Consider the following 20,593-nt stretch of genomic DNA (forward strand, 5'->3'; position numbering starts at 1 on the left):
AAGTGCTGTGGCACTGGGGTCTACCTCTCTTCTGGTTTCACCAGAGGAACGGGTCTCACCGTCTCGCGACGCAATCTGTTGCTGACCAGACTAAGGCTGTCACTCTTCAAGAATGCTTCTTGCCTGTGCGGTTGCGCGGGCCCCACAACAAACAGGGATTGAACATGACCAATAATAAACCAACAAATTGGACCGGTCGCGACGATACAATGGTCGAAAATGCGATCCGGCGTGGTGCAACGCGGCGCGACTTGCTGAAGATGCTGGCTGCTTCGGGGGTTGCCGTCGGCGCAGGATCATCTTTGCTGCTGGGCGCAACAGGCGCGGTGGCTGAAACACCGGTCTTTGGTGGCCATTTGAAAGCGGCGGGCTGGTCGTCATCCACCGCCGATACGCTCGACCCGGCCAAGGCCTCATTGTCCACTGATTACGTCCGCTGCTGTGCGATCTACAACCGGCTGACCTTCTTGGATGAATTTGGTCAGGTGCAAATGGAACTGGCCGACAGCATTGAGTCTGCCGATGCAAAAACCTGGACTGTTCAGCTGAAATCCGGCGTCACTTTCCACGATGGTAAGCCCTTTACTGCGGCGGATGTGGTGTTTTCCATGAACCGTCACCTGGATCCGGCGGTTGGGTCCAAGGTCAATTCCATCGCCAAGCAGATGACCGCGATTAAGGCGGTTGATGATCTGACCGTTGAAATTGTTCTCGAGGAATCCAACGCCGACCTGCCCACGATCCTGTCGTTGCACCACTTTATGATTGTGGCGGATGGCACGACTGATTTCTCAAAGGGCAACGGCACCGGCGCCTTTATGATGGAGACCTTTGAACCGGGTGTGAAATCCATCGCGGTGAAGAATCCGAATTACTTTAAGGATGGCCCCTATCTGGACAGCTTTGAGTATTTTGCCATCACCGACAACAACGCGCGTGTAAATGCGGTTCTGTCCGGTGACATTCACATGGGCGCTTCCATCAAGGGTCGTTCGCGCCGTATGTTGGAAGGCCAGGACCACGTTTGGTCATCTGTTACCAGCTCCGGCAATTATACCAACCTGAACATTCGTCTGGACATGGAGCCCGGTGCCAAAGCGGGCTTCATCGAAGGGATGAAGCATCTGATCAATCGCGAAGTGATCGAAAAATCGGTTCTGCGCGGTATGGCGACCGTCGGCAACGACCAGCCAGTGTCTGCGGCAAACCGTTATCACAACTCTGAGCTGGCCCCCAAAGCCTATGACCCGGAGAAGGCCAAAGCATTGTTCGCCAAGTCCGGCCTGCTGGGCGAGTCGGTTCCAATCGTTGCTTCTGATGCGGCAACGGCCTCTGTTGATATGGCGACGGTGGTTCAGCAGGCAGGGTCGGAAATCGGCATGACCTTTGACGTTCAGCGGGTGCCGGCAGATGGCTACTGGTCCAAATACTGGCTGAAAGCGCCCATTCACTTTGGCAATATCAACCCACGTCCCACACCGGATATTCTGTTCTCGCTGCTCTATAGCTCGGATGCCAAGTGGAACGAGAGCCAGTTTAAATCCGAAAAGTTCGACAAGATGCTGATCGAGGCGCGTGGCGCTTTGAACGAGGATCTCCGCAAGGAAATCTATTGGGAGATGCAGGAGATGATTGCCAATGACGCGGGCACGGTCATTCCGGCCTATTTGGCAAACGTGGATGCACTGTCCACCTCTGTGAAAGGTCTGCGCTCAAACCCGTTGGGCGGCCAAATGGGCTATGCATTTGCCGAATACGTCTGGCTCGACGCCTAACAGACTTAAATCAGTATGTCCCTGCGCTGGGTTTCCCGGCGCAGGGAACGCGCATTTTTAAGACCCAGATCCGGAGAGCCCGCGTTGCATAGATCGTCTCAAACCTGGCTGCTTGTCGCACACCGAATTGGCATCGCATTGATAACATTAATCATTGTTTCATTTGCGGTATTTTTCGCCACCGAACTGTTGCCCGGTGATGTCGCTGAGATCCTATTGGGGCAGGCGGCAACCCCCGATGCTGTCGCCGGGTTGCGGGATGCCATGGGGTTGAACGAACCCGCATTATCGCGGTTCCTGTCCTGGCTGGGCGGGCTCGCCACTGGCGATATGGGGCGCTCTTATGTCAACGACATCAGTGTTGCTGATTTAATTGGACGCCGGCTCTCCAACTCCCTGCGGCTGGCAGGGGTTGTCACCGTGATCTGCGTCCCCTTTGCCCTGACCTGCGGTATCGCTGCAGCCATGTGGCAGGATTCCCTGCTGGATCGGCTTGTGTCGATCCTGACGATTTCGGTGATCTCCATTCCGGAATTTATGGTCGCCACACTGGCGGTTCTGGTGTTTGCGGTCTGGCTGGATTGGCTGCCAGCCCTGAGCTACGGGGCGGATGCCAGCAATTTTGCCGCGCTGCTCAAAGCCTATGCGATGCCTGTCATCACCTTGACCTGTGTTGTGTCGGCGCAGATGATCCGCATGACCCGCGCTGCCGTGATCGAGACAATCAAAACACCCTATGTCGAAATGGCCCTTCTGAAAGGGGCAAGCCGTCGACGCATGGTTCTACATCATGCCTTGCCCAATGCGCTGGGCCCTATCGCCAATGCGGTGGCGCTGTCGCTGTCCTATCTCGTCGGTGGCGTCATCATCGTCGAGACCGTTTTCAACTATCCGGGGGTGGCCAAACTGATGGTGGATGCCGTTGCAACGCGTGACCTGCCGCTCATCCAGTCCTGCGCGATGGTGTTCTGTGTGAGCTATCTTTCTTTGATCACCTTGGCTGATGTGATCGCCACTCTGTCCAACCCAAGGCTGCGGAAATGATGCAAGATACTCAAGGCTCCGAACGCAAATTCTCAATCACTGGTCATGGCTATTCCTTTAATATGGCGGGACGAATTGGCCTGACCATAATCCTGTTCTGGGCGGTGATCGCTATAATCGCCCCCTGGATTATTCCCTATCCGCCGGGCAAAATTGTGGATTGGGACTACTTTGGCCCAATCAGCGAAAGCTATTGGATGGGCACGGATTATCTGGGTCGGGACATCCTGAGTCGGGTTTTGATGGGGGCAAGATATACCGTCGGCATCTCACTGGCCGGAGTCACCCTGGCCTGTAGCGGCGGTATTGTTCTGGGCATGATCGCGGCTGTGATTGGCGGATGGTTTGATACGATCCTGTCACGCCTGCTGGATGCGTTTAACGGCATTCCCTCCTTGTTGTTTGGCCTGGTTGTTGTTGCTGCCGTTGGCTCGTCCATCCCTGTGCTGGTTCTGACGCTGGCCGCGATTTACCTGCCCGGAAGCTACCGTTTTGCGCGGGCTTTGGCGGTGAATGTGAACACGATGGATTTTGTCACCGTGGCCCGTGCCCGCGGTGAGCAAACGGGATATCTTATTCGCACCGAGATATTCCCTAACATCCTGGGGCCGGTGCTGGCGGACCTTGGCCTGCGCTTTGTCTTTATCGTTTTGGTTTTGTCGGGACTGTCCTTCCTCGGCATTGGTGTGCAACCGCCCCATGCTGACTGGGGCGGGTTGGTACGTGAAAACATCGAGGGCCTTAGCCTTGGGGCGCCTGCGGTGATCTTCCCCTGTATCGCAATCGCCTCCCTGACTATTTCGGTGAATATGTTCATCGATAACCTTCCACAAAAAATCCGCGACAGGAGCAACTGATGAGCCAACCCCTTGTGTCTGTTCGAGATCTTGTGATCGGCGCGGTGACGGATTCTGGCCGCGAGGTCGAGATTATTCGCCATGTCAGTTTTGACATCCAACCGGGTGAGATCGTTGCACTGATTGGCGAAAGCGGATCGGGCAAGACAACGATCGCGCTGTCGCTGATGGGCCATTGTCGCCCGGGCTGTTCCATCAATGGCGGCTCTATTCAGTTGGGCGCGCAGGATGTTACCAAACTGACAGAACCCCAACGCGCCCGGTTGCGTGGGACAGAAGTTTCCTACATTCCGCAGTCCGCTGCGGCGGCCTTTAACCCGTCGCAACGGATCATGGATCAGGTCATCGAAATTACCGACATTCATAATCTGATGCCCCGTCCCGAAGCCGAAGCCAAGGCGGTTGAGCTGTTCCGCGCGCTGGCGCTTCCTGAGCCTGACAGCATTGGGCAACGCTATCCCCATCAGGTCTCGGGTGGGCAGCTGCAACGATTGTCGGCGGCGATGGCGCTGATCGGCGATCCACAGCTTGTCATCTTTGACGAACCAACCACGGCGCTGGATGTCACCACGCAGATTGAGGTTCTCAGGGCGTTTCGATCGGTGATGCAGGGGAGCGGCATGGCCGGTGTCTATGTCAGCCATGATCTGGCAGTGGTGGCGCAGGTTGCGGATCGCATTATTGTTCTGAAAGAAGGGCAAATTCAGGAAGTCGGGATGACACGAGACATCTTGGACGCGCCGCAACACCCCTATACCCAGGAATTGTTAGCCGCCTTCAAACCGGTGCCTTTTGCCTCGGTCAAATCTCCCGTGGCCAAGGCCGAAGCCCCCATTCTTGAGGTCAACAACCTCTCTGCGGGCTACGGGCCGACACGTTCGGGCGAGGCAGAGTTCAAAGTTCTGGATAACATCAACTTTCAGATGGAAAGAGGCACAAATCTCGGGGTCATCGGCGAAAGCGGGTCGGGAAAATCGACGCTTGCTCGGGCGGTTGCCGGCATTTTGCCCCGCTACAAGGGCGACGTATTTTCCCAGGGTGAGGCCCTTTCGCCAGATCTGAAAGACCGCTCCAAAGATCAACTGCGGCGGCTTCAAATTGTGTTTCAATTGGCAGATACGGCTTTGAACCCAGCCCAGCCGATTGAATCCATTCTGTCCCGACCGCTGAAGTTCTATCACGGTATGACTGGCAAGGCACGTGAGCGGCGTGTGATTGAACTGTTGGATATGGTGCAGCTGCCAGCGGCAATGCGGCACCGGCTCCCGGGGGAGCTGTCGGGCGGACAAAAACAGCGGGTGAATTTTGCCAGGGCGCTTGCGGCGGAACCGGACCTGATCCTTTGCGATGAAATCACATCGGCTTTGGACACGGTAGTAGCTGCGGCCATGCTGGATTTGCTCAAGGACCTGCAACGGGACCTGGGGCTCAGCTATATGTTCATTAGCCATGATCTTTCGACGGTCGAAGCGATCTGCGATGATGTTCTTGTCATGCTGAAAGGGGAGCTCGTCGAATCCTTGCCCGCAGCACAGATGAACGAGAGCGCGGAACATCCCTATTCACGGCTGTTGATCTCATCGGTGCCCAAGCTGGACCCAGACTGGCTGGCCAACCTCGAACACAACCCAGAGCTGGCAAAAGCCATGCAGGGCCGTTAGCTCTGGTCGTGAACCCGATCCCCAAACAGACGCCCGAGTGGAAGATGGTTTTTCACAAAGGGCGTCTTCATCACGACAAAGCTAAAGTACTTGTCGATGCCAACATCCTTGTCGATCAGGGCTTCCACAATATTCTGATAGTCCGAAATGCCGGCGGTTACAAATTTGGCGAGGTAGTCATAACCGCCTGAAACGAGGTGACATTCAACGCAGTTATCGATCTTTTCCAGGGTCTCTTGAAAGCGCGCAAAGTCGATTTGGCGGTGGTTTTTGAGAGTGAATTCCGTAAACACCGTCAGCGTCTCACCCAGTTTCGCAACATCAATCAAAGCGGTGTATCCGGAGATATAGCCAGCCTTCTGAAGCTTCTTCACCCGCATCAGGCAGGGGGAGGGCGACAGGTTGACAATCTCCGAGAGCTCAACATTGGTAATCCGCCCATTCTCTTGCAGAGCAGCCAGTATGTTCACATCGATACGGTCGAGTTTGTAGGTCTGGGTCATTCAAAATTCCACGTGAATGGCTGTGCGTTCTTCATAAGAGCATACTATTTGCTGGTCCTGTAACCATTCGCTGGGTGGCTCTTTAACAGAATATGCTGAATTTCCACCCAATCCGGTAGTTCGCATCGCTTGTTTCAAGTTACTTCCTAAGAAAAGATTTGGGATTTTTTGATGACTGCTCCGCTCTTGCACATTTTGTCCGCAACCGATTGTCCGCAACACGCGGATACAGTGGTTATTGGCGGAGGTATTGTTGGCGTCAGCACCGCCTACTGGCTGGCGCGGGCCGGGCAAAAAGTGGTGCTGCTGGAAAAGGGCCGTATCGGAGCTGAGCAATCCAGCCGAAACTGGGGCTGGTGCCGACAGCAAAACCGGGATGCCCGTGAATTGCCCTTGTCGCGTGTGAGTCTGTCTCTGTGGGAAGAGATGATGCAGGATTGCGGCGCTGAAATTGGGTTTCGTCGCTGTGGTTTGATCTATCTGTCCAACGATGAGGCCGAAATCGAAGGCTGGGCCCGGTGGGGTCATTTTGCCCGTGGTGAGGGCGTTGATACCCGTATGTTGACCGCTACGGAAGCTGCCGAACACGTGGCGGCCACTGGGCAGGCTTGGAAGGGCGGGGTCTGGTCTCCGACGGATGGTATTGCCGACCCTGCGGCGGCGGCGCCGATGATTGCGCAGGGGGTCGTGAAGCACGGCGGAATTGTCCTGCAGGGCTGCGCGGCGCGCGGACTTGAAACCAGCGGCGGAGCGGTCAGCGCCTTGGTCACCGAAAAAGGGGTGATCCAGACCAAACAAGTTGTGCTTTCTGGCGGCGCCTGGGCCGGCAGTTTCCTGCATCAGCTGGGTATTTTCTTCCCGCAGTCCTCGGTGCGCAGCTCGATCCTTTCGGTGGCACCCGGGGCGCAGGGCCTGCCAGATGCGGTGCACACCAAAGAGGTCTCTGTCACCCGGCGCGGCGATGGCGGCTATACGTTGGCCATCTCGGGCCTGGCAAAGGTCGATCCTACCCCGCGTATGCTGCGCGGATCTAAGCACTTTCTGCCGATGTTTCTGCGCCGCTGGCGCTCCCTGGCCCCTGGCGGGCCGCAGGCCTGGCGTTGCAATTTTGACGGTTTGAAAAAGTGGAAGCTGGATCAGCCGACGCCGATGGAGCACATGCGTATATTGGACCCGCGCCCGGATGCGCCCACAATTGCAAAAACTCTGGCCCAGGGGCGCCAGTTGTTTCCGGCTTTGCAAAATGTGCCTCTGCAGGCCTCCTGGGCCGGGTATATCGACAGCACTCCAGACGGCGTTCCGGTCATTGATAGCGATATCGGAATGCCGGGGCTGGCTCTGGCGGCGGGTCTGTCCGGGCATGGGTTTGGTATTGGCCCCGGTGTCGGCCACCTGATGGCGGATATGGTGTTGGGGCGGACACCGGTTACTGAAACGGGACAATACAAACTGTCCCGTTTTGCAAAGAGCCAATGGGGCAAAGTTTCTGAGTTCTGACCTCATGCGCTGAACCGTGCGATTTCAAAAGGCGCCAGCGGCGTGGTGCAGCTCCCCGTTGTGATAAGTTCCGCCATGGCATCACCCACGCCCGGCCCCAGCTGGAAGCCATGTCCACAAAAGCCAAAGGCATGAAAAAGACCGTCGGTGGTGCCGGAAGGCCCCATCACGGGCAGCATGTCTTCGACATAGCCCTCGACGCCAGACCACTGCCGAATAACGGTCGCCTGGCGCAGGGCGGGCACCAGTTTCACAACCTCTTGCAACTGCTTTGACAGGTTGTGTGGATCAATTTTGGCAAATCCGTCTGCCCCAACCCGGGTGCGCGCAACCGCGCCGCCAAAGACCACATTGCCGCGCTCGACTTGGCGCAAATAGGCCCCGTGTTGTTTTGACCAAACCCCGACCACAGGTAAAATGCGATGGGGCAGGGGCTCTGTGACCCCCATTTGTGGCCCTGCCAAAGTGATAGGAACCTCTTCGCCAAAGCGGCGCGCGATGTCAGGCCCCCAGGCGCCGGCGCAGTTCACAAGCCGGCCGGCAGAAAATGTACCAGCTGAGGTCACCACTTCAAAGCCGCTGGCCGTTTTACTGATTTCAGAAACATGGGCCTGCTCGTGAATGGTGGCGCCGCCGCGCGCCGCAGCACCTGCAAAGGCGGGGCTGATGAGACGCGGGTTGGCAGAGCCATCATCGGGGGAGAAAGACGCCGCAATTGCATCGGGACCCAGCCCCGGAAACCGTTCGCGAATGGCCTTTGGCTCCAGAACCTCCAGTTCCAGCCCCCAATCCAGCGCGTCTTTGCGAAATTGCTGCATCAGGGCCAGGCCATCGTGGTCAAAGATAAGCCGCAAATGCCCGGTTGCGCGGAACTCGACATCCATACCCAGCCAGGTTTCCAGCTTTGACCACAGTCCCAGTGAGCGATTGGCCAGGGGCATCTGCGGCAGATACCGCCCCGACCGTCTGATATTCCCAAAGGAGGCCACGGTTGCACCGGCACCAATATGGCCGCGCTCAATCAGCGTCACGCGGACTCCGCGTTGGGTTAGAAAATACGCCGTGGCGGTTCCCATAAGACCGCCGCCTAAGATCATCACATGCACAGCACAATACCCCCTGCATCCATCAAAGAGGCAACGACCGCTTGCGTCAAAGACGGCTTTCTGTGACACCTATAAGGATAGCCTATGGAGTTGTTATGCGCGCGCGCCAATTGGAAGTGTTTACAGCCGTCATGCGGATCGGCACCGTGACCGGTGCTGCCCGTATGCTGAATATTTCGCAACCGGCCCTCAGCCAGGTCTTGCGTCACACCGAAGACGAGCTTGGGTTTCTGCTGTTTAGTCGCGAAAAGGGACGCCTGCATCCCACCCCCGAGGCGCTAGAGCTTTATCCCGATGCCGAACGCCTTTTTGCCGGGCTCGAAGGTCTGCGCCGCAAATCGACAGATCTGCGAAAGGGGCGGTCGGGGCTTGTCCGTATTGCCGCGTCGGCACCGCCGTCCATGTCGGTTTTACCCAATGCATTGGCCATGCTGCGGCAAAAACACCCGAACATTCAATTGCGCGCGCATGTGGCCCCGATCAACACCTTGATATCCATGTTGCGGGCAGGGGACGCCACATTGGCGCTGGCGTTAGATGATCAAATGCCGCCAGACATATGCGCAGACGTCATTGATAGGACATCCTTCTGCTGCTTGATGTCGGCACAGTCTGATCTGGTCAGCGCCTCGGAAATCAGTTTTGATATGTTGGCGGATCGCACCGTTATTTCATACCGGGCGCAGACCCGTCCCAGAGATGAATTGCAACAGGCGGCGCAGGCGCAGGGGCTGGGGTTTCAACCCGATTTGGAAATTGATTCCTCAATTACAGCGGTTGGATTTGTTCAGGCCGGGTTAGGTGTCGCTTTGGTGGATGCCCTGCTGCCTTGGCATCAATTTCAGGGTGTGGTGGTGCGTCCCTTGGCCAACAGTCCCAAATTGCCCCTATCTTTGTTGACGCTAAAGGACAGGCCATTGTCCCAGGCCGATCAGATCATGTCCGCAGAGTTGCGGGCGATCTGTGAAAGGGACGACACGGAATAGCCATAAGTGTGGCTTATGGATTTGCACCGTAAGCGTCTTGGACGGTCTCCGCTCAATCTGTTCCCTTAGGGACAACAGATTGAAAGGGACGCAAATTATGGATGGGACTAGACCTCATCGTGAAGACTGGAAGATCGGCGTCGATATTGGCGGCACCTTCATGGACTTCTGTGCGCTGGAAGTGAATTCCGGCCGTTTGGCAACTTTGAAAGTTCTGACAACTCCCGATGATCCGGGCGCGGAACTGACCACAGGGTTGTCACTGCTGGAAGAGCGGGACCAGCTTTTGCCCGAGACAGTGACGCGGTTTGTGCATGGGACCACCGTGGGAATTAACACGGTGTTGCAGCGCAAAGGCGCCAAGCTGGCGATGATTACCAACGCCGGCTTTGAAGATGTGCTTGAGTTGGCGCGCCTGCGCATGCCCGAGATGTATTCCCTGTTTTGCCACCGCGCTGCGCCGCTGATTTCGCGTGATCATATCTTTGGTGTGACAGCCCGGCTGAATGCACAGGGGGAAGAAACCACCGCACTGGAGGAAGGCTCTGTTGCAGAAGCCATCCAAAAGGCGCTTTTGGCAGGGGCTGAGGGCATTATCGTTTCTTTCTTGCACAGCTGGCGCAATGACGCCCATGAGCGGCGGGTGAAAGACATGATTTTGGACATGGCACCGGGGGTTTTTGCCTTCACTTCCTCCGAAGTCTGGCCGGTGATCCGCGAGTATGAACGCGGATGTACAGCGATTATGAATGGCTATGTGCACCCGCGTGTCGCCGGTTATCTCGACGCGCTAGAGACGCGTTTGGCCAGCAAGAATATCCCGGCAAAGGCTTTGCTCACCAAATCAAACGGCGGTGTGATGAGCGCAGGCGACGGGCGAGAGAACTGCGTTTCCATGCTGTTGTCAGGCTCGGCATCTGGTGTGACGGGCGCTGCCTGGCTGGCACGTCAGGCCGGAGAAGACCGCATCCTGACCCTGGATATTGGCGGCACCTCTGCCGATATTGCCCTGATCATCGACGGCGCGGCGAATTTTGGCACTGGGGAAATGATTGGTGATTTCCCGCTGTATATTCCTTCGGTTTCGGTCAGCTCAATTGCCATCGGTGGCGGCTCCATTGCGTCAGTTGATGACCATGGTGTCCTGCGGGTGGGACCGGGGTCTGCTGGATCCACCCCGGGGCCAGCCTGCTATGGGCGCGGTGGCACCGAGGCGACGGTGACAGATGCAATGGCTGTTTGCGGCTGGCTGGGGCATAGTGATCTGGCCTATGGGCAGCTCCGGATGGATCGGGATCTGGCACTCCAAGCCGTGGCTGTGTTGGCCGCGCAGCTAGAGCGCAGCACCGAAGAAACGGCCCAGGCGATCTTGAACATTGCGCTGTCCGAAATGTTCGTCGAGGTCGAAAAGCTCGCGTCACGCGAAGGTGTCGATCTGAGGGAATTCACATTGCTGCCCTTTGGCGGCGGCGGGCCGATGCTGGGGGCTTTCCTTGCAAGGGATCTGGGTATGACACGGGTTCTTGCCCCCCGTCGCCCGGGTGTTGTGTCAGCGCTTGGTGGATTGGTGGCTGACCTGAGGGGGGATTTCATCCGCACCGTCTTTGCGGGGCTTGATGATAAACTTGTCCCTGCTTTACAGGCGCAGTTCACAGAGCTTGCGCAAGAGGGCCATGCGTGGCTGAGCAGGCAGGGCCATGATGGCCCCGCTGAACTGCAGCTGACCGCCGACATGCGGTATTCAGGTCAAAGCTTTGAGATCGAAGTTACGCTCAAACCAGAGTGGCTGGAGAGTGCCTGTGACATCGCTGCCGCTTTCCACAAAACCCATGCCCGTATCTATGACTTTGCGGATCCAGAGGGGCTGATCGAGGTTGTGAATCTGCGGCTGGCAATTGTTGGCGCAGGCCCAAATCCTGAAATTCCGGCGCAAACCGTCAGTGCCAGCACGGCAGAGTCAGAAAAAACCGTCTTGGTCTACACCGGCAGCTACCGCGATGTTCCGCTGTATCGGCGCGAGACCTTGTCCCCTGGCACCCAGCTGCGCGGGCCAGCAATTGTTTCACAAGAAGACACGACGCTGATCATTCCACAGGAGTGCACGGCCGAGGTGGATTTTGCTTCGAACATCGTTGTGCATATCGAGGGCTCTGCTCATGACTGATAAAATGACACTGCGGGTTTTGGCAAACCATGCCCGCGCCGCCGCTGAAAACATGGCGCATACCCTGCACCGCACAGCGCATTCGGCATTTGTAAAAGAAACGCAGGATTTCACCGTCATGCTGATGGATCGGCGCGGCGATACCTTTGCTGTGCCAATGGACCTGGGGGCAACCTGGTATCCGGGTCTGACCTATGGCCGTGCGATTGATATGGTGTCGGACTATCGACCGGGCGATGTCGCCTTTACCAATGATCCCTATTCCGGCCACGTCGCAACACATGCCCCCGACACTCATCTTTGGAAACCGGTGTTCAGCGAGGGTGAAATCGTTGCCTGGACGGGCGGGCATATTCACAACACCGACATGGGGGGCGCTGTGCCTGCCTCCCTTAGCCGGTCGCTGACAGAGGTCCACCAGGAGGGTCTGCGCTTCCCCCCGATGAAGCTGGTGCACGAAGGCCAGTTTGATGAGACGGTGATGCGGATCATGGAAACCAATGTCCGTAAGCCAGGGCTGAACATCGGCGACATCAAGGCGCTTGTCGGGGCTTTGAACACCGGTGAACGCAAGGTGCAGGCGATGATCCAAAGGTTTGGCAAAACCGGCTTTGTCGATGGGGTGTCGCAGTTGATGGACCAGGCCGAAGCCGAAGCGCGGGCCATTCTACGGGCGACGCCGGACGGGGAATACATCTTTGCGGACTACGCCGACGAAGACAGCGATGCGGGCAATCCATGCCGCTTGCACCTGAAGCTCTGCATCCAGGGGGACCAGGCGGTTCTCGATTTCTCCGGTTCTGATCCGCAGCTGGGCTCGTCTTTGAACGTACCCTCAGGTGGGGATCCTCGACATACGATACTGTTGGTGGGGATCTATTATGTGCTGTACACCCTGAATCCGCAAATTTTGTTGAACACGGGCCTGACCCGCGCTTTTACCTGCATCACTCCCAAAGGATCGGTGCTGAATCCGGTAGCGCCGGCTGCGGTAGGGATGCGGTCCCTGACCTGTGCCCGGCTGCGGTCGGTCATTTTTGGAGCCTTTGCCCAGGCCATTCCCGATAAAATGCCCGCAGCCCCTGCAGGCAACAATTGCATCGTGAATGTGATGACACGGGACGAGCGCCACCAAAAAACGGTGATTGCAGCGGTGAACCCGGTTGTGGGCGGCGGTGGCGGGATGCCCCATCGCGATGGGACCAACGGGTCTGGCGCGGATGCGGCCTATCTCAAGAACACACCGATCGAGATAACCGAAACCGAGGTCCCCGTAGAGGTGCTGCGCTATGGTCTTGCGCAGGATACCGGCGGGGCAGGGCAATGGCGCGGCGGGCTGGCGACGGAGCTCTCGTTTCGCGTCTTTGCGCCCGACACCCGGATTACAGCGCGCAATCGGGATCGTTCAAAGTTCCGGCCATGGGGCACTCTGGGCGGGCAATCTGCGGGCCTGGCGCATATGGTATTGAACCCCGGTCAGCCTGCAGAAACGGATCTGGGCAACCGTGATACAGCCGTGCTGCAACCCGGTGACGTATTGATGATCCGCTCTGCCGGCGGTGGCGGACGAGGTGATCCATACCTGCGCGCCCCTGAACGCGTGGCGCGCGATGTCGCCTGTGGCTATGTCTCGCAAGAGGCGGCGGCCCATGACTACGGTGTCGTCATCGACAACGGCATCGTTGATCAGAAACAGACACAGGCCCTGCGCAAGAAACGCCCGTTGCGGGACAGCATGTTCGACTATGGAGCGGAGCGGACTGCCTATGAGACCCAATGGAGCGATGCCGCCTATGAGGTCTTGAACACGACCCTGGGCAAACTGCCTATTCATTGGCGGTTCTTTACCAAAACCGAGGTTTTTGCGCGGATGACCGACCGCAAGGGCGCCGAGGGGGTAGAGGCGGCGCTGGGCGAGATTTGCACGCGTTTCCCTGAACTTGCGGCACTGCTTGCACGAGATGCACAACCGGGTGACGCATGACGGCCCGCGTGCAACGGCTGACAGCGGTCACGCGGCCTAAAATCGAGTTTCTGTTCGATGGGCAGCCGCTGTCCGGCCAGCAGGGGGATACCATCCTCACCGCGATATTGTCCAACAGGGGCGCGTTGCGCGCGGCTGAGTTCGGGCCAGAACAACGTGCCGGGTTTTGCCTGATGGGGGCCTGCCAGGACTGCTGGGTCTGGCGAGAAGAGGGAGCCCGCTTGCGGGCCTGCTCAACTCAACTGCACGCGGGCTTGCGGCTGAGGTCAAAAGCCCCTGATGGATGGCTGTCATGACAGAGGCGTTAAGCACTGGTGTTCTCATCGTAGGCGCTGGGCCTGCCGGAATTCGCGCGGCGCAAACCTGCGTAGCCGCAGGTCTGCATCCGATAGTGGTGGACGAGGCCAGCCAGGCGGGGGGGCAAATTTACCGACGCCCTGCGAGCACAGCGTCGCGCAGTGCCAAGGACCGGTATGGGTCGGAAGCGGGTAAGGCATTGGCACTGCATAAGTGCTTTGACCAGATGGTGTCACATGGACAGGTGACCCATCTGTCCCAAAGCTCGGTCACAGCCATCGCCCATCAGTCTGCGCAAGTCCTGACACAGGATGGTATCAAGGTCATAGGCTATGAGAACCTTATTTTGTGCACCGGCGCGGGCGACCGTTTGCTGCCGGTTCCGGGATGGCAATCGGCTGGTGTGTTTTCCTTGGGGGCCATGCAAATTGCCCTAAAAACACAAGAGATCGCCCTGGGGCGGCGGCTGGTTCTGGCCGGCACCGGCCCATTGCTGACCTTGGTGGCGGCGCAACTGATCCGGGCGGGGGCCGAGGTGGCAGCGGTGTTGGATACGGCCCCGATGCGACAACAGGTTAAGGGAGCCTGGGCTATGGCCAGGGCGCGCCCCATCGTGACGCTCCGCGGGGCCTATCTGCGGGCAATACTGGGGCGACGCTACCAGGCAGGCGTGCGCAACTTGCAGATCACAACAAATGAGGCCGGGCCGACCCAAATCAGCTGGCAAGATCACAGAGGCCAAGACCGTAGAACAGCCAGTGACGGGGTGGGGCTGGGCTGGCACCTTATGGCCGATACACAGCTTGCGGATCTGGCTGGGGCAAATTTCTGCTGGTCACCTGAATGGTCACAGTGGCTGCCGACAAGTGATCCTGCCGGGCGCCTTGGCAATGGCGTCTATCTGGCTGGGGACGGGCTGCGCATTCTGGGGGCTGATGCCGCAGAATGTGCCGGACAGATCGCCGCAACCGCTTGTCTGGAGGACATGGGGCGTGCCTGCAACCCGCGCAAGCGCGTGCACCGACGCTATGCCCGGATGCAACGGTTTGCCTCTGGTCTGGCGCAGGCTTTTCAGGTGCCGCAGGAGCTTATTTCACAACTGCCGTCTGATACGGTGATTTGCCGATGCGAAGGGGTGGCGCTTGGCGACATTCAGGCTGCGGCGCGGCGGGTTGGCCCTGAAATCAATCGGGTCAAATCGGCCCTGTACGCACGAAAGGGGTCAAAAACGGCCACATTTTCTGGTTGTGCATTTTGAGTTGATATGGCGGACTGATCCGTATATATGCTCCGATATAAATTAACTTGGAGCGTGCATGGAACAGCTTTGGTCAGCAGAGGCCCTGCGTTTACATTGGGTTTTGCAACCCTCAGAGCAGCCGCTGCTGAAGGGGTTGCCTGGGCCGAAACGGCTTGTACTCGGATACTACCTGAAGTTTTTCCAACGCCATGCCAGATTTCCTAACCGAATGGATGCCATGCCAGAGGCTGTTGTGCAGTTTTTGGCGGAACAGATCGAGTATGACGGTCCGCTGCCATCAGATGTACCAGAGCGCTCGGATCGCCGGTATCGCCGTCTGGTTTCGGATCATTTGCGGCTGCGGCGATTTGATCGAGCCGCTTCTGGCGAATTTGTGGAATGGCTTGTGGTTGAGGTCTTGCCGAACGCGCCGCAGGTGTCGGCGCTTGATGAGCGGATGACAGCGTGGTTTCTAGCCAATCGTTTCATCCGACCAGAGCAATCGCGCTTGGACAAGCTGATGGCTCAATCGGAACGCCAGTTCGATCACAGGCAATACGCCAAGATTTCAGGGCGGCTGACGTTGGCGCACAAACACGCCTTGGATGCTTTGCTGACGACCGATGAGGCCGCATCGCGATTTGCGCAGCTTGCGCGAGGTCCAGGCGGGGCAAGCGTACAGGCCGTTCAGGATGCTGTGGCGCGGTTAGAGATGGTTCGTGCCATCGGCCTACCGCCTCATCTCTTGGAGGGCATTCATCCAGACCATATCGCCAGCCTGGCTCGCCGCGCCGCCAGCGAAGATGCTTGGGACATGCGCCGCCGTCCCGAGGCTGTACGGCATGCCCTGCTCAGTTGCTTTTGCGCGATCAGAGCCGCAGAATTGACAGATGATCTGGGCGATTTGGTGATCAGCATCATCCACAAGATATCTGCGCGCGCTGAGAGTAAGGTGATCAAGGAATATGTCGCTGACTTTCGGAAGGCGGAAAGCAAAGACACGGTTTTGGGCAAGATCGTGCTCGCAGTCGATGGGCAGCCGGAAGGCGACATCCCGCAGGTCATCTACCCGGTCGTCCCGCGTGAGACGATCCGTGAGCTGGCGAAAACCTACCAGGCAGACACGCCTTCATTCACGACCCGCGTGCATCATACAATCCGCCGCTCTTATGCGCGGCATTACCGGCGCGTCCTGCCAGTGATCTTGAGAGCACTGACGTTCCGGACGAGCAGCACCAGTGCCGAGCCGTTGTTGGCCGCCCTTGCCGTATTGACGGAGCCATCGGACCGGAAGCCACAATTTTATGCTGAGGAGGAGGTTCCGATCGACGGTGTTATTCGCCCCAAGTGGCGAGACATTGTTCTCGAGGTGGGCCCTGGAGACGTGGTCCGCGTCAATCGCATCAACTACGAGATATGTGTCCTTCAGACTCTGCGTGAGAAGCTGCGGACAAAAGAAATCTGGATAGAGGGTGCAAAGCGATATTGCGATCCGGACCAAGATCTACCAGCCGATTTTGATACGCGCCGCGCGCACTACTTCGACTTGCTTGATCAGCCCCAGAGTGCGGCTCAGTTTGTCCAGGCGTTGCGAGACGGCATGAGAGAGGCCCTGAGCGCCTTTGATCAAGGCTTCCCGGCCAACAGGGATGTCAAACTCAAGGCTCGGGCCGGAGGCGCGCGCCTATCCTTGCGTCCCTTGAGTCCACAGACTGATCCTGTGGGGTTGGAAGACCTTAAAGCGGAGCTTGGCCGACGGTGGCCGATGACCAGCCTTCTGGATGTGCTGAAGGAAGTCGATCTGCGCACAGAGTTCACGCCGCTGTTCCGTGCAGCGGGGTCTCGGCAGAACTTGCCGCAGGAAGAGGTCTCCCGGCGTCTCTTGCTCGCCCTGTTCGGGATCGGGACAAATATCGGGCTCAAGGCCATTGCGGCGGGCCCCCATAAGGTCAGCTACAAGGAGTTGCTCTACATCCGGCAACGCTTCATTCACAAAACAGCACTGCAGGATGCAACCCGCCGGATTGCAGATGCCACCTACCGCATTCGCAGCTCCGATATCTGGGGAGATTCGGGTACGAGCTGCGCCTCGGATTCCACGCAACTGGCATCCTGGGACCAGAACCTGATGACCGAGTGGCATCAGCGCTATGGCGGGCGTGGTGTAATGATCTATTGGCATGTCGATAAGCAGGCCACCTGTGTCCATTCACAGTTGAAACAAGTCTCGTCTTCCGAGGTTGCGTCCATGATTGAGGGCGTACTGCACCACGGCACGGACCTGGATATCGACCGCCAGTTTGTTGATACTCACGGACAAAGCGTCGTGGGGTTTGCTTTTTGCCACCTTCTTGGCTTCGACTTGATGCCACGCCTGAGAGGTATCGCCGGCCAAAAACTCTCCCGCGCAGACAAGCAGGCCGACCGCCGCTTCGCAAATATTGAGCCGATTTGCACGGCCCGACCCATCGACTGGGATCTGATCGCGCGGCATTACGATGAGATGATCCGCCTTGCGATTGCCCTCAAGCTGCGGACAGCCGATGCGGAGACCATCCTCCGCCGCTTCACACGGGGCCAAACGCACCCAGTGTTCTCGGCACTTCTGGAATTGGGCAAGGCGGTCAAAACGATCTTTCTATGCCGGTATCTCGGCAACGCGGAGCTGCGCCGCGAAATCCATTCCGGGCTCAATGTCATAGAGCGCTGGAACGGGGTGAACGACTTCATCTTCTACGGCAATGGTAATGAGCTGGTGTCCAACCGTCGTGACGATCATGAAATCTCTGTCCTCAGCCTGCACCTGCTGCAAGCGGCGATGGTCTATGTGAATACGCTCATGATCCAGCAGGTACTTCGTGAGCGCCCCTGGCGCGAAAAGATGACCGCCCGCGACATGGCAGCGCTGAACCCGCTGCCGCACAGCCACTTCAACCCATATGGTGTCTTTGATCTCGATATGGATACGCGCCTTCCCCTCGAAGAGATGAGGATGGCAGCATGATGCGTTCCGAAACTTATAACAAACGGAACGACCTTTTTTGTGCGCAAAATCAGCGCCTTGTAAAATCCGTATATTTGTTCCGTATATGGCGCCTTAAATCCGGGCAAAATCCATGCTGATCGGGTACGCGAGGGTCTCGACGACTGGCCAGAACCTAGAAAGTCAGATCGAACACCTCCAGAGCGAAGGTTGTGACACGATCTTCCAGGAAAAAATCACGGGGTTTGACCGGCGCAGGCCTCAGCTTGAAAAGATGATCGCTTCCCTACAGCCCAGTGATACGTTGGTCGTCACCAGCCTCGACCGTCTGGCCCGATCAACCAGTGATCTCTTCGTGATTACCCAGAAGGTAGAGGCCGTCGGAGCATCATTCCGCTCCCTGCGGGAACCCTGGGCCGACACAACAAGCTCCATGGGAAAGTTCTTACTTACTGTTTTTGCTGGACTTTCTGAACTTGAACGCAACATCATCAATGAACGCACAGAAGAAGGACGGACCTCCGCAAAGAAACGCGGCGTGAAGTTCGGACGCAAGCTGAAGCTGACACCACACCAGCAGGATCAGGTCAGGGCCATGCTCAAAGAGGGAAAATCCATTCGTGCCATCGCGCGCGACTTCAACGTCGGTGTCGCAACAATCGACCGCATCAAGCGCACAACAGCACTCTCATGAAATGTGGCCGTTTTTGAACCCCTTCGTGCGTACGGGGCCAAATCCCAGTGTCGCATCGGCATGGGGCGCTGTCAGGGGCGCTATTGCCAATTTGCTGCGGGGCGCATTCTTGCAGAAATGGGCCAGGTGGGGCCTGCAAAAATCGGTCGTTTGCGGGCGCAACCGCCGCTGCGCCCGCTACCGGTTTCAGCCGCTATCGAGAGCGAAAGCGTGAAAGACCCGCAGTAAGGAAAATTTTGTGCCGCATTTGGCGGGATTTCGGCCCTTCTTGCCGAACCCCAAGGCTTAGATTGAGCACAAATCCAATCACGATCGGCGCCCATGAAACGTTCATTTGATCCCAGCACATTGACCCTGCCCACAGGGCACTACATCGGAAACGCCTATGTCCCGGCAGCGGCAGAGATTGCGGTGACAGCTCCCTCCGATGGCCGCAGCCTGGCAGGCATCGCCAGGGCGGATGCCGCCATCGTCGATCAGGCTGTTGAGACGGCAAAACAAGCGCTGCGCACCTCGGGTTGGGCGACATGTGCCCCGCGCGACCGTCTTCGCGCGCTGCAGGCCTGGGCTGACCTTATTGAGGCCGAAGCCGAAACACTGGCCAAACTGGAAGCGGTCTGTTCCACCCGGCCTGTGGGACAAGCAGCCGTGGGTGATGTCTTGATCACCGCAACACAGATCAGGTTTTTTGCCGAATTTGCCGACAAGGAAGGGGGCGATCTGGCCCCGACCTCTGCTGGGCAGCTGGGCTTTATCTCCCATGAACCCTATGGGGTTGTTGGGGCAATCACCCCCTGGAACTATCCGATTTCAATGGCGGGCTGGAAGCTGGCCCCGGCTTTGGCCGCCGGAAACGCGGTGGTTTTGAAACCTTCCGAGATGACGCCATTTTCGACTCTATATATGGCAGAACTGGCGGTGCGGGCAGGTATCCCCGCCGGGTTGATCAATATCGTTCTGGGCGACGGCCAAACCACCGGCGCGGCCATCACCGGCCACCCAGATATTGCCAAGGTCAGTTTCACCGGCTCAACCCGCGCAGGCGGAGCGATCATGGAAAACATCGCCAAGACGGGGGTCAAGCCGATGACCCTAGAACTGGGCGGCAAGTCGCCGCAGATCGTTTTTGCGGATGCGGACCTGGAGCTGGTGGCCGATTGTCTTGCCCGTGGCATTCTGCCCAATGCAGGGCAGACCTGTGTTGCGGGGACGCGTTTGATTGTTCATCGCGATATTGCGGATGCGCTGGCGCAAAAGCTCATCCTGGCCTTTGCTCAGGAAAAACCAGCCGCGACCTGGGAGGATCCTGCCGGGTTTTCACCTATTATTTCGTCGCAGCAGCTGCAGCGGATCGACAGCATCGTCCAGGCCGCCAAATCCGAGGGCGCAGAGCTGCTGTGTGGCGGCAAAGCCTTTGATCGGAAGGGCAGTTTCTATCAGCCAACGATCATCGCCGGTGTCACTGACCGCAACCCTGCGGTGAGTGAAGAAATCTTTGGCCCCGTCGTCACCTTGCAGACCTTTGCAAGCGAGGAAGAGGCTCTAACCCTGGGCAATCATCCGACCTATGGGCTTTGTGCCGGTGTTTATACCCGTGATCTTTCACGGGCGCTGCGTGTCACCAAGGCGCTGGAAGCGGGCACTGTCTGGGTTAATCGCTATGGGCGTTCGCAGGATCACATCTTGCCCACAGGGGGCTGGAAGGCGAGCGGCCTGGGCAAGGACCTGGGGCGCGAAGCCTTTCTTGCCAACCGCCGCAGCAAATCCGTGCTGATTGATCTGTGACACTAAAAGAAAGCTCT

General features: G+C 57.8%; 15 protein-coding genes and 1 pseudogene. 14 read left to right on the top strand and 2 right to left on the bottom strand.

What is annotated here, in order from left to right; genetic code table 11:
- Nucleotides 1-164 precede the first annotated feature (164 nt).
- The 4 genes from JZI28_RS00720 (at nt 165) to JZI28_RS00735 (ending at nt 5,337) form a co-directional block, all read left to right on the top strand.
- Nucleotides 165-1,775, top strand: coding sequence for an ABC transporter substrate-binding protein (locus tag JZI28_RS00720; RefSeq protein WP_375698910.1), 1,611 nt, complete (start codon nt 165-167; stop codon nt 1,773-1,775).
- A 138-nt stretch (nt 1,776-1,913) separates the two neighbouring features.
- Entirely contained in the window at nt 1,914-2,819 is a 906-nt protein-coding gene (locus tag JZI28_RS00725) for an ABC transporter permease (protein WP_375698911.1), read from the top strand.
- The gene (locus JZI28_RS00730) at nt 2,816-3,676 is read left to right on the top strand and encodes an ABC transporter permease (protein WP_348484060.1); all 861 of its coding nucleotides are present in this window, start codon (nt 2,816-2,818) and stop codon (nt 3,674-3,676) included. Before JZI28_RS00725 ends, JZI28_RS00730 begins: the two co-directional genes overlap by 4 nt.
- The gene (locus JZI28_RS00735) at nt 3,676-5,337 is read left to right on the top strand and encodes an ABC transporter ATP-binding protein (RefSeq protein ID WP_375698912.1); all 1,662 of its coding nucleotides are present in this window, start codon (nt 3,676-3,678) and stop codon (nt 5,335-5,337) included. The genes JZI28_RS00730 and JZI28_RS00735 overlap by 1 nt, the downstream gene beginning before the upstream one ends.
- On the opposite strand, the gene JZI28_RS00740 is transcribed toward JZI28_RS00735, so the two are convergent.
- Nucleotides 5,334-5,840, bottom strand: a complete 507-nt coding sequence (locus JZI28_RS00740; RefSeq protein ID WP_375698913.1) for an Lrp/AsnC family transcriptional regulator — start codon at nt 5,838-5,840, stop codon at nt 5,334-5,336. The genes JZI28_RS00735 and JZI28_RS00740 overlap by 4 nt on opposite strands.
- 171 nt (nt 5,841-6,011) lie before the next feature.
- On the opposite strand from JZI28_RS00740, the gene JZI28_RS00745 reads away from it, so the two are divergent.
- Nucleotides 6,012-7,337, top strand: coding sequence for an NAD(P)/FAD-dependent oxidoreductase (locus JZI28_RS00745; protein ID WP_375698914.1), 1,326 nt, complete (start codon nt 6,012-6,014; stop codon nt 7,335-7,337).
- Between the two features lie 2 nt (nt 7,338-7,339).
- Here JZI28_RS00745 and JZI28_RS00750 read toward each other — a convergent pair whose 3' ends face one another.
- Nucleotides 7,340-8,434 (bottom strand): NAD(P)/FAD-dependent oxidoreductase, encoded by a 1,095-nt coding sequence (locus JZI28_RS00750; protein WP_375700059.1) that lies wholly within the window; start codon nt 8,432-8,434, stop codon nt 7,340-7,342.
- A 104-nt stretch (nt 8,435-8,538) separates the two neighbouring features.
- Between JZI28_RS00750 and JZI28_RS00755 the strand changes: the two genes are divergently transcribed.
- The 9 genes and pseudogenes from JZI28_RS00755 (at nt 8,539) to JZI28_RS00795 (ending at nt 20,576) form a co-directional block, all read left to right on the top strand.
- On the top strand, nt 8,539-9,429 hold the full coding sequence (locus JZI28_RS00755) for a LysR family transcriptional regulator (protein WP_375698915.1): 891 nt from the start codon (nt 8,539-8,541) through the stop codon (nt 9,427-9,429).
- A 97-nt stretch (nt 9,430-9,526) separates the two neighbouring features.
- Entirely contained in the window at nt 9,527-11,593 is a 2,067-nt protein-coding gene (locus JZI28_RS00760) for a hydantoinase/oxoprolinase family protein (protein WP_375698916.1), read from the top strand.
- Complete coding sequence (locus JZI28_RS00765; RefSeq protein WP_375698917.1) at nt 11,586-13,577, top strand: hydantoinase B/oxoprolinase family protein; 1,992 nt, start codon at nt 11,586-11,588, stop codon at nt 13,575-13,577. Before JZI28_RS00760 ends, JZI28_RS00765 begins: the two co-directional genes overlap by 8 nt.
- Entirely contained in the window at nt 13,574-13,873 is a 300-nt protein-coding gene (locus tag JZI28_RS00770) for a (2Fe-2S)-binding protein (protein WP_297339597.1), read from the top strand. The genes JZI28_RS00765 and JZI28_RS00770 overlap by 4 nt, the downstream gene beginning before the upstream one ends.
- A pseudogene (locus JZI28_RS00775) lies at nt 13,870-14,361 on the top strand (FAD-dependent oxidoreductase); the annotation flags it as partial. The gene JZI28_RS00770 and the pseudogene JZI28_RS00775, both read left to right, overlap by 4 nt.
- Before the next feature lie 458 nt (nt 14,362-14,819).
- Nucleotides 14,820-14,984 (top strand): peptidase inhibitor family I36 protein, encoded by a 165-nt coding sequence (locus JZI28_RS00780; RefSeq protein ID WP_375700060.1) that lies wholly within the window; start codon nt 14,820-14,822, stop codon nt 14,982-14,984.
- Between the two features lie 206 nt (nt 14,985-15,190).
- Nucleotides 15,191-18,118: a Tn3 family transposase gene (locus JZI28_RS00785; protein ID WP_375698918.1), complete on the top strand. Its 2,928-nt coding sequence runs from the start codon at nt 15,191-15,193 to the stop codon at nt 18,116-18,118.
- A 112-nt stretch (nt 18,119-18,230) separates the two neighbouring features.
- Nucleotides 18,231-18,791: a recombinase family protein gene (locus JZI28_RS00790; RefSeq protein ID WP_047998007.1), complete on the top strand. Its 561-nt coding sequence runs from the start codon at nt 18,231-18,233 to the stop codon at nt 18,789-18,791.
- A gap of 321 nt (nt 18,792-19,112) precedes the next feature.
- On the top strand, nt 19,113-20,576 hold the full coding sequence (locus JZI28_RS00795) for an aldehyde dehydrogenase family protein (protein ID WP_375698919.1): 1,464 nt from the start codon (nt 19,113-19,115) through the stop codon (nt 20,574-20,576).
- Nucleotides 20,577-20,593: the final 17 nt, after the last annotated feature.

Source organism: Pseudophaeobacter sp. TrK17 (genome assembly GCF_042192375.1).
Taxonomy (GTDB): domain Bacteria; phylum Pseudomonadota; class Alphaproteobacteria; order Rhodobacterales; family Rhodobacteraceae; genus Pseudophaeobacter.

Excerpts from the sequence above, each read along its gene's own strand:
- JZI28_RS00720 (WP_375698910.1), top strand. The coding sequence starts at position 165 with ATGACCAATAATAAACCAACAAATTGGACCGGTCGCGACGATACAATG.
- JZI28_RS00730 (WP_348484060.1), top strand. The coding sequence starts at position 2,816 with ATGATGCAAGATACTCAAGGCTCCGAACGCAAATTCTCAATCACTGGT.
- JZI28_RS00735 (WP_375698912.1), top strand. The coding sequence starts at position 3,676 with ATGAGCCAACCCCTTGTGTCTGTTCGAGATCTTGTGATCGGCGCGGTG.
- JZI28_RS00740 (WP_375698913.1), bottom strand. The coding sequence starts at position 5,840 with ATGACCCAGACCTACAAACTCGACCGTATCGATGTGAACATACTGGCT.
- JZI28_RS00745 (WP_375698914.1), top strand. The coding sequence starts at position 6,012 with ATGACTGCTCCGCTCTTGCACATTTTGTCCGCAACCGATTGTCCGCAA.
- JZI28_RS00750 (WP_375700059.1), bottom strand. The coding sequence starts at position 8,434 with ATGATCTTAGGCGGCGGTCTTATGGGAACCGCCACGGCGTATTTTCTA.
- JZI28_RS00755 (WP_375698915.1), top strand. The coding sequence starts at position 8,539 with ATGCGCGCGCGCCAATTGGAAGTGTTTACAGCCGTCATGCGGATCGGC.
- JZI28_RS00760 (WP_375698916.1), top strand. The coding sequence starts at position 9,527 with ATGGATGGGACTAGACCTCATCGTGAAGACTGGAAGATCGGCGTCGAT.
- JZI28_RS00765 (WP_375698917.1), top strand. The coding sequence starts at position 11,586 with ATGACTGATAAAATGACACTGCGGGTTTTGGCAAACCATGCCCGCGCC.
- JZI28_RS00770 (WP_297339597.1), top strand. The coding sequence starts at position 13,574 with ATGACGGCCCGCGTGCAACGGCTGACAGCGGTCACGCGGCCTAAAATC.
- JZI28_RS00780 (WP_375700060.1), top strand. The coding sequence starts at position 14,820 with ATGTGCCGGACAGATCGCCGCAACCGCTTGTCTGGAGGACATGGGGCG.
- JZI28_RS00785 (WP_375698918.1), top strand. The coding sequence starts at position 15,191 with ATGGAACAGCTTTGGTCAGCAGAGGCCCTGCGTTTACATTGGGTTTTG.
- JZI28_RS00790 (WP_047998007.1), top strand. The coding sequence starts at position 18,231 with ATGCTGATCGGGTACGCGAGGGTCTCGACGACTGGCCAGAACCTAGAA.
- JZI28_RS00795 (WP_375698919.1), top strand. The coding sequence starts at position 19,113 with ATGAAACGTTCATTTGATCCCAGCACATTGACCCTGCCCACAGGGCAC.